The organism is Castellaniella sp. MT123 (genome assembly GCF_039614765.1).
Lineage (GTDB): Bacteria > Pseudomonadota > Gammaproteobacteria > Burkholderiales > Burkholderiaceae_B > Castellaniella.
On the sequence record NZ_CP154879.1, the window covers coordinates 438488 to 451285 of the forward strand.

A 12798-nucleotide genomic window follows, 5' to 3' on the forward strand; every position below is an offset into this window, starting at 1 on the left:
TGCCTCGCCAGCATTGGCCTGACAGCGGGAGTTTCAGCGCTGAAATTCGACGCTGCCAATCCTGTATAGCGCTGTAGAGAACCTGAGCAGCATATTAATTTGTGCATGCGTCCAACCGATGGCCTGGAGATCGCGAGTCAGCTTTTTCTGAAAGGTTGGAGTACACACGAAAATTATCTGCCGCCAGTGCATGTTTTTGCCCAGGAGTGTGCTACCGCCTGGGGTGAGGGCGTCGCGGCGTACGGTAGTGAGCCATACGAGCAGGCGCTGGTAGTCGGGCACGTTTTTGCGGCTATGCTCAACCTCGACCCACCAGATGTCGCTGCCCGTGCGGATTAGTGCGTCAGGGATTTTTCCAGCAATACCGTCTCGGCCGCCAATCCATCTGCCCTGTGCGGTCTCTCGCTCGGTGGAGATTTTGTATCCCTCGGTAAGGGCGGCGATCGCGACCTCGTTGGCGATTCGGCGGTGATGATAGTGGTCAAGGCTAAATTCCCGTATGGCGTCCTTACCTGTGGTGGCGTCGGCGCCTTGGGCCCGAAGGACACGTACACCGGCCTCCGCCAGTGCATAGATCCGACTGTAGTCCGGTGCACTAGCATGCAGCACCTGACGTTTTTCGCGCAGACGAGCGAGGGTTTTCTGAGCCATGCGTAGCTCTGTAGCCGTCGGCTCTGGCGGCTGCAGACCGGGAACTGAGCCCAGGCCGGGCCTTGTTTCTGGGTGACGCCACACCAGCACCGCAATGTCGCGTGTGCGTAGCCAAGCGAACCGGCGGATGGCGCGTAGCACGCGCAGCTCGTTATCGAGCGCAATCACGCGTCCATCTTGTGCGGGTCTGGTTGTCGTGGGGGTGTTCTCTTTTGCCATATTTCGTATAGCGTTCTGCCGTTCGTATGACTATGCGTTCCCCGGTGAACGGGGGAGGCGTGTGGGGGGCGCATGACTGCGACCCGGGGAGCACCGTGGCCTCCGGCGGGCTGGACGCCCGGTCGGCCACTCGCGCGGCTGGACGCCGCCCGTGCTCAGGGAGGGGCGCCCCTCGCCTTCCGTGTCACGCCTTCGGCGCGCCACTCCACGCGCGGGAAACCCACACGACCCTCGACGCTGGACGCGTCGGGGCTGTGGTCTCGCTGCGCTCGACTCGTGTGAGTTTCCCGCGCCTACGGCGTGGGGCGCGGGGCTACGCCCCCCGGCTGACTGCCGGCCCGTTGGCGGGCCTCTCGCGGCTGGGGCCGCGAGCGTCATCCGGCTCCCCCCAGGCCCTACACCGACCGCGCTGGGGCGCGGTGCGGTTCCGGGGGCGGCGGGCCGCAGGCCCTAGCCCCACGCTGCGCCTGTGGCGCATCGCGGCGCCTGACTGTATGCACGCTCCCCGGTGAGCTGCGGCCTAGGTGAACCGTGTTCCCTGGCGAGGGGTCCACCGTCGTGTCGTCCTCGCCTCGCTGCCCATTAGCTGCGATCGTCGCTCAGGTCAGCCCGTCGCGCAAGAGCAGGTGCTGCGCACGCCGACTCGCCCGGTCCCTACGGGCTGCGGCCTCGCCGGCGCCCTTGCGCGACAGGCTGACCTGAGCGCTCAGACGCCATGGACAGCGAGGTGAGGACGAAAAACCCGTCTTCCGCTCCCCGAGCCAGGAAAGCAGTCGGTGCGGTTTTTCTTGATTCGGAGCAACTCGGTTGGCCTGCGCCTTCTCGGTGGTCGAGGGAGCGCCACTTCACAGGAGATACATATGTACGAAATCAACCCAGCGACCGGCCTCCCGATGGTGGGCGGCATTGGCGGCATCGATGTGGGCGGCAGCCCCTGGGGTGCCGTCAACCCATGGTCGTCGTCGTACCCGACCGACAACGGATTTGACTGGTAGGTCCTGACCCGGGCCCGGAGCTATACAGGAGGCTCATTGAAGCCCTCTCGATGCGCCGGGCGCATATGAGTCCTGAACCGCAACGTGAGCTAGCCCGATACTGGGCGGCTCAAATGAATATACTCAAAGGAGCCGTATGGACGAATACCGAGAACCGAGCACGACAACCAGCCCTCGGATCGCGCGCGTGTACCTGCGCGTCAGCACGAATGCACAGGACCTGCAACGGCAGGAAGCCATCATCGATCAAGCGAAGATGGCCGGCTACTACGTCGCCGGCGTCTATCGTGAGAAGGCTTCCGGCGCACGCGCCGACCGGCCAGAGCTTCTACGCCTGATTGCAGATCTCCAGCCGGGCGAAGTCGTAGCAGCGGAAAGAATCGACCGCATCAGCCGGCTCCCAATGCCTGAGGCCGAGCAGTTGGTAGCATCCATCCGCGGAAAAGGTGCCCGCCTTGCCGTCCCCGGAATCGTGGATCTCAGCGAATTGGCTGCCGGCGCTGACGGAGTTTCGCGAGTAGTGCTCGAATCTGTGCAAGAAATGCTGTTGCGCCTGGCCCTTCAGATGGCACGCGACGATTACGAGACCCGCCGTCAGCGCCAGCGCCAAGGGATTGAGCTTGCAAAGGGCCGTGGCCGCTACCGAGGACGTCGGCCAGATACACGACGGCACGCGCAGGTACTGGCGCTACGCACTGCAGGGCAAAGCATTGCCAAGGCTGCCGCAATGACCGGATACAGCCTGGCTCAGGTGAAGAGAATATGGGCGGAGAGGCTTGTCTGACGCCTTGTGTCATAGAATTGACTTGTCTAGATGTATCCTGGCCTACTAGTGTGCCCTAATGGACAGTTTTTCTCGGTGCGCGATTTGGCCCTATCCCCCTGTCTTTAGGAGGGAGGCCGGGTTCGCCACGGGGCGCGCGGACGGCGTCTGTCGGCCAGAACGTCCTTCGCCCATGGCGCACAGGCTGTGGGTGCCTGTGGATAACGTGTGGCTCAATTCGATAAGGAGGCGCCGGGTGCTCGTTGTTCAGAGGGGGTAGAAGTCGTATGGCTGGGGGTTCCTACTGGATTGGCAGACGCTGTTTCGGTTGGGTTGTGATCCTGATCGATAAAGTAACAAATTGTTATTTTTACCAATGATTTTAGTCTCTCCCTATACATAGTCCCAAGGTAATCGGACTATGTGCCATGCAGCAACAGGAAAGCTGTCAGCCGCCTCTGTCGGCAGCGGAGCTCCGGTTGATTGATCTCATCGCGATGATAGCTGCAAGGCAGTTTCTCGCAGAAGACTCCCAATCCGCCCAATCCAACGACAACCAGCAGGAGACCATCCATTGAAAGCCGCCATTTACACTCGTTACAGCACGGACAAGCAGCGAAACTCATCTACTGAGGATCAGGAACGCAACTGCTGCGGCTTCGCCGCCCGGGAAGGGCTCGAGGTGGTGAGCACCTTTAGCGATGAGGAAATATCCGGCACGATAAGGCAACGGCCGCAGTATGGTCTCATGCTGGAGGCCGCGCAGAGGCGTGACTTCGATGTACTCCTCATCGACGACTTGAGCCGCCTGGCGCGAGATGCTCAGGAGCAGGGGCTCACGCTGAGGCGCCTGAAATTTCTCGACATTCGCGTGGTGGGTGTGTCCGAAGGGTACGACTCTGATGCGCCTGGCGAGAAGATTCACGCCACAGTGAAGGGACTAGTAAATGAATTGTATGTGGACAATATCCGCTTTCAGACGAAGCGCGGGCTCGAAGGCCGGGTGCTCAAGGGTCTGAGCGCTGGTGGCAAGGCCTACGGCTATGCGACCCAGCCGGTGGTGGAGGATGGGCAGGTCGTCGGATATGAGATGAAGCTGGTTGCCGAACAGGCTGAAGTCGTTCGGCAGATTTTTTCGCTCTATGCCGATGGCAATTCGCCGCTGGCCATTGCCAAGAAGCTGAATGACGAAGGTATTTGCTCGCCGCGCGGTCATTCGTGGGCGCGTTCTGCAATCCACGGTGATCCGCGCGATGGCAGCGGCATCCTGAACAATTCGCTGTACAACGGCATCTATGTGTGGAATCGCGCGCGGTTTGTCACGAATCCGGAAACTGGCAAGCGTACACGCAAACCGAATGACAAGTCGGCGTGGGTTACATGCGAAGTGCCACACCTCAGGATTGTGTCCGAGGAGATCTGGGATCGCGTGAAGGCGCGCCAACAGGAGGTCTCCCGAAGGAGTTTGGCCAAACAGGCCGAATGTGGCCCCAAAGCTCGTACTGGCGCGGGACCGAAGTACTTGTTTAGCGGTCTGCTCAAGTGCGCACTGTGCGGATCGAATTTCTCGATGGTAGATGGCTATCGGTATGGGTGCGCCCGTCATAAGGATCGCGGCGAGACGGCATGCAGCAACAACGCCAAGGTCAGTCGGCGAGTGGTTGAGGCTGTGCTATTGAAGGCGTTGAAAGAGCGCCTTCTATCAGTGGATGCGCTCAAGCACTATGGGCGTGCTCTTGAGTCGTCTGTGGAGCAGCAGCTCAAGGGCCATTCTGTAAAGGGCGAGCTGGTGGCGAAGGAAGTGGGCGATGTCGAGAGACAGATTCGGCGCCTGGTTGAGAGCATCAAGGCCGGGATTGATCCGAGCCTGGTTCGTGATGAGATCAACCGTCTCCAGAAGCGGCGAGATGTGTTGGCTCGTGAGCACGCTGAATCTTGCGAGTCTGCACCGGTGGCGTCCGAGATCATTGCACGCGGTATCGCACACTATGATGAACTAATTGCGAATCTGGAGGGGGTGCTGTCCGGAGATGTCGCCGCTGCCAGAACCCTTTTGCGAGAGCTTTTTGGTGGCGAGATCACCCTCATCCCTGGGGACGACGGGACTCTAGACGCAAAAATGGCCAGCTCGTCGGCTGGCCTGTTTTCGCTGATTTCCAAGACTCCCGGCGTTTTCACCGAAAGTCAGATAAATGTGGTTGCGGGGACAGGATTTGAACCTGTGACCTTCGGGTTATGAGGCCGAAAAAAGCCCTGATGAATCAGTGACTTAGGGAGTGTCAGATTTTTTGTGGGCGGGGCGATTTGACATTGGTTAATCCCTGGCCTCAGTGAACCGTTCACCGAACAGAATGGCGAACTGGTTCATCGCCGCCTTCCAAGTGTGAACGGATCGGGATGGCTTGGCCAGGATGTTTCTGAGCGCCAGCCACAGCAGCTTCACAGCCGCCTCATCGCTGGGGAACTGGCCCCGGTTCTTGATAATTTTACGCAGCTGCCGGTTCATGTTCTCGATGGCGTTGGTGGTGTAGATCACTCGCCGGATATCGGGCGGGAAGATGAAGAACGGCACCACATGCTCCCAAGCCCGTTCCCAGGCGGCCACAATGGTCGGGTAGCGGGTACCCCAGGGGCCATCGGCGAAGGCCTGCAGGGCCTCTCGGGCCTGCTGTTCGTTGGCGGCGGTATAGATGGGCTTGAGCGCGGCAGCGACCAATTTACGGTCCTTCCAGCCCGCGTAATCCAAGCTGTTGCGCATCAGGTGCACGATGCAGGTCTGCACCGTCGTCTTCGGGAAGACCGCGTTAATGGCCTCGGGCAGGCCCTTTAAGCCATCCACCACGGCGATCAGGATGTCCTGGCAGCCTCGGTTTTTCAGTTCATTGAAGACCTTGAGCCAGAATTTTGAGCCCTCGGTTTGTTCGATCCACAGCCCCAGCACGTCGCGTTCCCCGTTGGCGTCGATGCCCAGGGCCAGGTAGACGGCCTTGTTGACCACCAAACCATCAGTGCGGATCTTCACCCGCAGTGCGTCAAATAAGACGACCGGGTACATGCGCTCCAAGGGGCGGTTCTGCCAGGCGACGGTCTCGGCCATCACCTCGTTGGTCACCTCGCTGATGAGCTCGGGCGAAACGTTCGTGCCATAGGTCTCGGCGAGAAAAGCCTGGATCTCGCGCACGCTCATGCCACGGGCATACAGGGCAATGATGCGCTCATCGAACCCGGCGAAATGGCGTTCATGCTTGGGGATGAGCACCGGCTCGAAGCTGCCGTCGCGGTCTCGGGGCAGCTGTACCTGCACCGAACCGTGCTTGGTCAGCAGCGTCTTGGTGCTCACGCCGTTGCGCTCATCGGTCTGCGCGGCGGGCTTGTCCTCACCGGGGCGGTAGCCCAGGTGCACGTTCATCTCCGCACCCATGGCCCGCTCGATGACCGCGCGGCCGAAGGCATCGATCAGGTCCTCGACCTCCATGGCTGACATCGGGCCTTCGACCAGGCCGTCCAGTAGGTGCTCAGGCAGCTTGGGCAGCCGCGCCTCGCGGGCGGCCGCCTGCGCCGCGATGGATGGTTTCTTGTGTTTCACGGGCATATCCATGATCGTTTTCTCTCATGTTATGCCTCGCCCACAAAATTCCGGACACTCTCGTGACTTATCCAATAAAATCAACGATGTGGCTTACCCTGACTTACCTCATTTTACCCCGGTTTACCGGGTGAATTGCAGCAAAATTGCAGCAATGCTGCAGCCGTGAACAGCCTAAAAAACACGTCAAGTAGGTCGCGGTAAATCGGTGGCTATACCGTAGGCAGTCATGTGATTGCGTACCGTATAGCCATACCTATGGAAGCACTCCTTTCTCCGAAAACCCTTGCCGTTATGCTGGAACTCTCGGAGCAGACAATCTACAACCGCATCTGCACAGGTGGGAATCTGCCGACGTTCTTCAGGCTGGGCCGCCTGGTCAGGTTCCGACAAGGCGATGTCGAAGTCTGGTTGGGGCAGCAAGCGCAACGCAGGTCTGTTCCTGTTGAGTCGCCGGTCAAGGTGCCGCCCCGCAGAGGCCGCCCGACAAAAGCCGAGCAGGTCAGGCGGCGGCAGATGGCCGTGCTTCGGTAAAAGCAGAAGACTCACCATTATTTGCGAAACCAATGTTTTCGGTGCCAAGCCAGATAGGGCAGGTGGGCATCTGACAGACTATGCAGTGCTTCGTTCCCGTGCAGCCCCAGTGCTTTACGCTGCAGCAGTTGCAGTGATGGGGATACCTGGATGGCCCCCGAATCCAGGAACGTTATCCAGCCAGCGTCAAATAGGGCGTCGAAATGCGGTGCCAGCAGAAAGCCGTTGAACACATCCAGACGCTCTTCGTCGGTTTCGCAGCGGGCCCAAGGCTTGATATGAGAGGCACGTAACAGCTGCGGCTCATCCAGGCTCGTCAGGGCGCAGCGGCCTCCCCAGTACTCGATAAGTGTCGCTCGGAAGATATCTTGTCCGATGCGCTGGCGTACCAGGCGGCTGATTTCTGTGGCATCGGGTGGTGTGTGAGTGCGTTCCCGATAGTGCTGTAAGCCGATTCCGGCCATCACCCGAAACATGTCGGCGGCCCGGTCTATACTGTGGTACAGCTTCTCGTAATCTGCGGCACCTTCAAGGCCAACACTCCAGGGTTCAGACTGGATTGATACCTGCAATCCGAGTTCTGCCGCAATCTGCCTGCATACACTGGAGTCGGTCAGCCCGAGTCGATAGCCGCCCTGACTGGTGGCCGCTACCCCAAGCGCCTGCGAGAAGGCCGTGGACCGAAAGACTAGCCATGAACCTTCTTCCTGGGAGCGCAGGTCAAACCCTGCGTCTTGGGCAGCCTTTTCAAGCCGAGTGCGTTCCAGTAGCGGAATCGGTGAGTTCATCGTGCTTGCCTATCCGATGATAGAGTGGTTGCTTCGTGTATTCCGGCTAACTTTTCGTAGCCCCGCCGAATCACTGTGGCAATCAGTGGGCGCCTTGCTACGAGAAAATCTTCATACGGCAGGTTTTGCCAGCCTTCAGGCAACGCGTGCCAGTTCATCATGTCTTTCAATTCTCTTTTGGAGAAACGGTCGGCGTATTGCGGCCAGTAGTCCTTGGGGGCGATATCAGAGATGGCCAGGTTGTCATCCCATTCGACCAGGGTGTAGTTTGCTATCTGGTTTGTTTCCCTGAGTTCACTGATGCCCAGTCCCTTCAGGTAGCTTTTGGGAAATATGTGATGACGTTCCAAAGGCTTCTTGTTCCCAATTGCGGGTGGGTCCAGGAGGTCCGCGACCTTCTGCTTGGAGAACAGGGCCTTGGCCTCGCACAGTACCAAAGCAGCGTAATAAGCAAAGAGGCTGGGGCCACGACTGGCGGAAGTGGCAAGTTCGAGGGGCAAGGTCTTTACCCAGTAATCATCGGTGAGGGTCGCAGCCTCGACCTCGGATAGTGCCTTCACAAATTCAGTAGGGTTCCTGCTGTCTGGCAGCAACTTGAGGTCTGTCTCGTAGCGAGACTCCGGTGAACTGGTATAGCGTCCGGTCAGAAGCGACATGTAGAGCCAGCGGGCTATGGTTTGCTTGAGCGTATAGGGTTCCACCCCATACTCTGTGCGACCAATCAGATAAAGCTGATAGGCAAAAATCAGCGCCCCTTCGGAGCTGATGTACCGCTGATGGCGGTATCCTGCGCTGCGCACGACATTTAGAAAGTCTGCCCAGTGAGTCAGGTTCAGCACCTTGGCTTGGGCTGCTTTCAATTGGCCAAACTGCTTGCTGCGGAGTTCGGTCGAAAATTCACCGGTTCGCAGGTCTTTGCCGCGCAAGACGGAATACACATGTTCAAGGCGGCCCCTGCGAAAGGCGATGCCTACGCCTACACGCAGGAGCTGGTCCGGCTCGGGCCGGAAAATCGGATTCAGAGGGCTTGCCCCGTTGCCTGCTGTAGGTTTTCGGGTAGCAATGCTGAACTGCTCGAGGTCAGTGCGCCCTCCATCCCAATGGACGGACATCAGGGTCAGGATGAAATCCGATTGGTTCAGTTTTTTACCTTCGCTGTTGATACGCACAAAGATGTCAGCCACTTGCTCTTCATCGGCTGACTGCGTTAGTTCCAGTGCCACAAAGGGATAGTCTTTCAGTCCTGCCAGTCGACCGATAGCCTTGGCGATATGGCGCTCTTCGTCTTTATCCACTTCGCGCGTCTGACGAAGCCGGTCAAGATACTGAGAAATAGTCTCGTAGGAGTCTTGTGAGAAGACCTCCGAGATGTCGGTAATGAATTCAGCCTGCCTCTGCGTGGTGGCATCTGGCACGGCAAATTCCCCTTTCAAGGGGTTGAAGGCAATGCGGATGCGTTCGTGCTCAAAGTTGTCCCGTAGCACTGGTTCCTTCATCACCACAGCATAGAGTGAGGTCAGGCGTTGCTGCCCATCGACAATCAGTAGCGATGGTGCCTTTGGGAGTGTCAGATTTTTTGTGGGCGGGGCGGTTTGACATCGTTTAATCCCTCGCCTCGGTGAACCGTTCACCGAACAGGATGGCGAACTGATTCATGGCTGCTTTCCACGTATGAACCGATCGTGACGGCTTGGCCAGCACGTTTCGCAGCGCCAGCCATAGGAGTTTGACGGCCGCCTCGTCGCTGGGGAATTGGCCCCGGTTCTTGATGATTTTACGCAGCTGCCGATTCATGTTCTCGATGGCGTTCGTGGTATAGATCACGCGCCGGATATCGGGTGGGAAGATGAAGAACGGCACCACATGTTCCCAGGCCCGCTCCCAGGCGGCCACGATCGTCGGATATTTCGTGCCCCAAGGGCCAGCCGCGAAGGCGGCCAGCGCCTCTCTGGCCTGTTGCTCATTGGCGGCGGCATAGATGGGCTTGAGGGCGGCGGCGACCAACTTACGGTCCTTCCAGCCGGCGTAATCCAGGCTGTTGCGCATCAGATGCACGATGCAGGTCTGCACCGTCGTTTTCGGGAAGACCACGTTGATGGCCTCGGGCAGGCCCTTTAAACCATCGACCACGGCAATCAGAATGTCCTGGCAGCCCCGGTTCTTGAGCTCGTTGAAGACCTTGAGCCAGAACTTCGAACCTTCGGTCTGCTCAATCCACAGCCCCAGCACGTCACGCTCCCCGTTAGCGTCGATCCCCAGGGCCAGGTAGACCGCCTTGTTGACCACCAGCCCGTCGGTGCGGATCTTCACGCGCAGGGCATCGAAGAACACGACCGGGTACATGCGCTCCAGGGGCCGATTCTGCCAGGCCACCGTCTCGGTCATGACCTCGTCAGTGACCTCGCTGATGAGCTCGGGCGAGACATCCGTGCCATAGGTCTCAGCCAGGAATGCCTGGATCTCGCGCACGCTCATGCCTCGGGCGTACAGGGCGATGATGCGTTCATCGAACCCGGCGAAATGGCGCTCATGCTTGGGGATCAAGACCGGCTCGAAGGTACCGTCCCGGTCGCGGGGCAACTGAACACGCATCGAGCCGTGTTTGGTCAACAGCGTCTTGGCGCTCACGCCGTTGCGTTCGTCGGCTTGTTGGGCCGGCTTGTCTTCGCCGGCACGGTAGCCAAGGTGGGCGTTCATCTCGCCAGCCATGGCCCGCTCGATCACCGCCTTGCCAAAGGCATCAATCAGATCCTCGACCTCCATGGCCGACATCGGACCTTCGACCAGGCCGTCCAGCAAATGCTCAGGCAGCTTCGGAAATCGGGCCGTACGGGCGGCCGCCTGGGCCGCAATAGATGGCTTCTTGTGTTTCACGGGCATATCCATGATCGTTTTCTCTCATGTTATGCCTCGCCCACAAAATTCTGGACACTCTCGTGCCTTTTGCTTGGAGTCCTGGCCAATCCCCTTAGTTCCGCTATCGTCGGCGCCGGTTTGCCAGAACAAAAAATAGCCAACCGGGTAGCCTTTGTACATCGAATCAAACAGGTCACGAACCTTGGTGTTGGGCCAGACGAAGGGGCGTTGGATGTCCGGTAGGCCGATGACTCCCAATTTGATTTGGTTCAGCAACACGCCCAGAGTGTAATTGACTTCTTTGAACAGCCGTTCTTGCATGACGTACTCAACCTCGCTTTCGATGTGTCTGATTATGGCAATCTATTATCTGGGTATGCCTTCAGTACCCGGGAGAAACCTTTCCTGTGCGTATTATGCGAAACCCGGTAATTGGGGGAGCAGCTCCCGCTTGAACAGCAGCTTTTCTTCCTGGCCAGGCTCTAGCTCCAGCACGACATGAGGCTCTCCCTGAAGCGCTGCCGGTGGCGGTGAGGTCGTCGTCACGATGAACTGGAAGGGGACGCTATCGCCTTTCCCTAACTGAGCTGCGGCTTCGGATGCTGTCAGGAAGAACGACCGGTACAGGCCCTCACTCAGGTCTGCTTCCCTTGGGCAGTCGTGAACCAGAAAACCAGGATGGTTGCCAGATTCCGACGTTGCCGAGTCAAGTAGACAGACGATATCGCCTAGCAGCACTTCCAGTACTTGAATAGCTTCGCCACCACGCGCGACCTCAAATGGACTATGTTCGTTGTCCGGTATGAACCGGGTGTACCCGGATTCGCCCAGAAGCCGGGTGGAGATACAGGATGTCAATGCTTTAATAGCTTCCACGCGAGACGATTGTTGCGACTGTCGGTTTGTGATGTCAGCCTGCAGAACTCCGAGAGATGATTCAAGCTCTTGCTGCTGTTGTCGGGCCCCTATCAAATCCTCGGAGTCACGCCCTTCGGCTCGTTGAACGTGCAATGAATGGAGTTCATCCCAGGTACTCATTAAAAGGCTACGGGAGCTTTCGCTGGTGGCCGTACGTACCAGCAGCTGGTGCAATTCACTCCGTAATGCGGCAATAGCCTGACTTTGTTCCGTAACGTCGGCTGCTATGCTTCCCAAGGCGGACTGACGGATGGACAGCTGCTGTCGAAGCACAGTTTTATTCGCTTGCGATTCTTGCGTGTCACGGTACCGAGTCATATTGGTTGACCGTATTTGTTTTTGAACGTGTTCACATGCCAAGAAGTCGATATTTCCGGGTTTGCATCGTTGACCACCCAATCCTTCCAGGGTAGCGCGTTGGGTTGTCAGTTGTTCATATGCCTCCTCGTTTCCATCCACGAGTGACTGTGCGATGTCCACATCCTTCTCGGCGAGTTGGTGCGATTTTTCCAGTTCGACAAGCTGGAGCTGCTTCTGAGCCAGTTGTTTCTCGAATTCTTCGGCCTTCGCTGCCCACAGTTTCTCGTCTTGCTCTGCAGCTTCCAGAGATGCCTGGAACCGAGACTCGACGGACGTGCCGGTAGTGGTTTGGAATAGCGGTTCGTCTTTGTCGGCCCCCAGCCGGGCCCGTAGCTGATGGTCAGCCAGGTTAAGCCTGAATGTTGGCTCACGCTCCAGGTCGGAAATGCGTACCTTGACTTGCTCAAGTTCGGTTTGCTTTGAATCGAGCTCCTGAAGCAGTGCGTGCAACTCTGTATCCACAAGCCCGAGGACCGAGCGAACGAAGAGGGGAGGGTTGCGTCGGGACCTGGCGAAGCCAAGGCCGTCGCTATTTCGCCAATGGTAGAACCCATCGAAACGGGTCTTTTGGTCCCGCACGCACCAGGCCAAGAGATGGCGCCACTTCAGAGGTTGATTCATGCCTGGCAGTGACTGGGCAGGCAGACGGCCTATCGAAAACTGTTCCAGCGCGTCCAGGTATCCAGGAAAGTCATTGGGGTGGCTATCTTGTAGAAATGACTCCAGTGCCTCGTTCTGAGCTTGAATGGCCAGAGAGCGGCCATGGGCGCCGTAGGGACGAAAAACCAGCCATGTGGTTCCGTCTATATGCACTTTTGCTGCCACGCCCCCCTTGGGGAAGCAGCCTACTGCCTTATCGCGCAGCGTTATGATGTCGGAAGCCTCATCGCCCAGCACATAGCGCATGAGCAGACAAAATGATGTCTTTCCGACGCCGTGGCCTGCATTGGCCAAGCTGGTAAAGTCATCTGATGCCGGCTCTTTAGCCCAGACAATATTCAAGCCCGGATGCAATGGAATGGGTCGGGTCAGCGCCACAGGCTCACGGGACTCGACCAGCCAGAGGGTTTCGACCCAAAGTCTGGGCAGTTCGCGTATTGCTGAATGGCCTGCCAGCCAGTCTGTCAT

At 58.4% G+C, this 12798-nt stretch carries 12 protein-coding genes; 5 read left to right on the top strand and 7 right to left on the bottom strand.

The features are described from left to right. Nucleotides 1-33: 33 nt before the first annotated feature. Entirely contained in the window at nt 34-819 is a 786-nt protein-coding gene (locus ABCV34_RS01985) for a replication-relaxation family protein (protein ID WP_345797596.1), read from the bottom strand. Nucleotides 820-1730: 911 nt separating this feature from the next. Here ABCV34_RS01985 and ABCV34_RS01990 point away from each other — a divergent pair. From ABCV34_RS01990 to ABCV34_RS02005, 4 genes are all read left to right on the top strand, one after another. Beyond that, nucleotides 1731-1865, top strand: a complete 135-nt coding sequence (locus tag ABCV34_RS01990) for a peptidase (RefSeq protein WP_345797597.1) — start codon at nt 1731-1733, stop codon at nt 1863-1865. Nucleotides 1866-2001: 136 nt separating this feature from the next. Then, nucleotides 2002-2649 (top strand): recombinase family protein, encoded by a 648-nt coding sequence (locus ABCV34_RS01995; protein WP_345797598.1) that lies wholly within the window; start codon nt 2002-2004, stop codon nt 2647-2649. Between the two features lie 407 nt (nt 2650-3056). Continuing rightward, complete coding sequence (locus ABCV34_RS02000; RefSeq protein WP_345797599.1) at nt 3057-3206, top strand: hypothetical protein; 150 nt, start codon at nt 3057-3059, stop codon at nt 3204-3206. After that, the gene (locus ABCV34_RS02005; RefSeq protein ID WP_345797600.1) at nt 3203-4867 is read left to right on the top strand and encodes a recombinase family protein; all 1665 of its coding nucleotides are present in this window, start codon (nt 3203-3205) and stop codon (nt 4865-4867) included. Before ABCV34_RS02000 ends, ABCV34_RS02005 begins: the two co-directional genes overlap by 4 nt. Before the next feature lie 75 nt (nt 4868-4942). Here ABCV34_RS02005 and ABCV34_RS02010 read toward each other — a convergent pair whose 3' ends face one another. Beyond that, nucleotides 4943-6220, bottom strand: a complete 1278-nt coding sequence (locus tag ABCV34_RS02010; RefSeq protein WP_345798665.1) for an IS256 family transposase — start codon at nt 6218-6220, stop codon at nt 4943-4945. Between the two features lie 288 nt (nt 6221-6508). Between ABCV34_RS02010 and ABCV34_RS02015 the strand changes: the two genes are divergently transcribed. Continuing rightward, nucleotides 6509-6748: a DNA-binding protein gene (locus ABCV34_RS02015; protein WP_345798666.1), complete on the top strand. Its 240-nt coding sequence runs from the start codon at nt 6509-6511 to the stop codon at nt 6746-6748. A 17-nt stretch (nt 6749-6765) separates the two neighbouring features. Here the strand turns inward: ABCV34_RS02015 and ABCV34_RS02020 are convergent, their stop codons facing one another. From ABCV34_RS02020 to ABCV34_RS02040, 5 genes are all read right to left on the bottom strand, one after another. Further along, on the bottom strand, nt 6766-7536 hold the full coding sequence (locus ABCV34_RS02020) for an HNH endonuclease (RefSeq protein ID WP_345797601.1): 771 nt from the start codon (nt 7534-7536) through the stop codon (nt 6766-6768). Continuing rightward, on the bottom strand, nt 7533-9032 hold the full coding sequence (locus tag ABCV34_RS02025; protein ID WP_345797602.1) for a DUF262 domain-containing protein: 1500 nt from the start codon (nt 9030-9032) through the stop codon (nt 7533-7535). The genes ABCV34_RS02020 and ABCV34_RS02025 overlap by 4 nt, the downstream gene beginning before the upstream one ends. Before the next feature lie 106 nt (nt 9033-9138). Next, on the bottom strand, nt 9139-10416 hold the full coding sequence (locus ABCV34_RS02030; protein WP_275162860.1) for an IS256 family transposase: 1278 nt from the start codon (nt 10414-10416) through the stop codon (nt 9139-9141). An 18-nt stretch (nt 10417-10434) separates the two neighbouring features. Further along, nucleotides 10435-10713, bottom strand: coding sequence for a DUF262 domain-containing protein (locus ABCV34_RS02035; RefSeq protein ID WP_345797603.1), 279 nt, complete (start codon nt 10711-10713; stop codon nt 10435-10437). A gap of 93 nt (nt 10714-10806) precedes the next feature. Beyond that, entirely contained in the window at nt 10807-12798 is a 1992-nt protein-coding gene (locus ABCV34_RS02040) for a hypothetical protein (protein ID WP_345797604.1), read from the bottom strand.

Bases quoted from the DNA above. Each gene is read 5' to 3' on its own strand.
- ABCV34_RS02010 (WP_345798665.1), bottom strand. From the start codon at position 6,220: ATGCCCGTGAAACACAAGAAACCATCCATCGCGGCGCAGGCGGCCGCC.
- ABCV34_RS02040 (WP_345797604.1), bottom strand. From the start codon at position 12,798: ATGACAGACTGGCTGGCAGGCCATTCAGCAATACGCGAACTGCCCAGA.
- ABCV34_RS02000 (WP_345797599.1), top strand. From the start codon at position 3,057: ATGCAGCAACAGGAAAGCTGTCAGCCGCCTCTGTCGGCAGCGGAGCTC.
- ABCV34_RS01990 (WP_345797597.1), top strand. From the start codon at position 1,731: ATGTACGAAATCAACCCAGCGACCGGCCTCCCGATGGTGGGCGGCATT.
- ABCV34_RS02035 (WP_345797603.1), bottom strand. From the start codon at position 10,713: ATGCAAGAACGGCTGTTCAAAGAAGTCAATTACACTCTGGGCGTGTTG.
- ABCV34_RS02030 (WP_275162860.1), bottom strand. From the start codon at position 10,416: ATGCCCGTGAAACACAAGAAGCCATCTATTGCGGCCCAGGCGGCCGCC.
- ABCV34_RS02015 (WP_345798666.1), top strand. From the start codon at position 6,509: ATGCTGGAACTCTCGGAGCAGACAATCTACAACCGCATCTGCACAGGT.
- ABCV34_RS02025 (WP_345797602.1), bottom strand. From the start codon at position 9,032: ATGAAGGAACCAGTGCTACGGGACAACTTTGAGCACGAACGCATCCGC.
- ABCV34_RS02020 (WP_345797601.1), bottom strand. From the start codon at position 7,536: ATGAACTCACCGATTCCGCTACTGGAACGCACTCGGCTTGAAAAGGCT.
- ABCV34_RS01995 (WP_345797598.1), top strand. From the start codon at position 2,002: ATGGACGAATACCGAGAACCGAGCACGACAACCAGCCCTCGGATCGCG.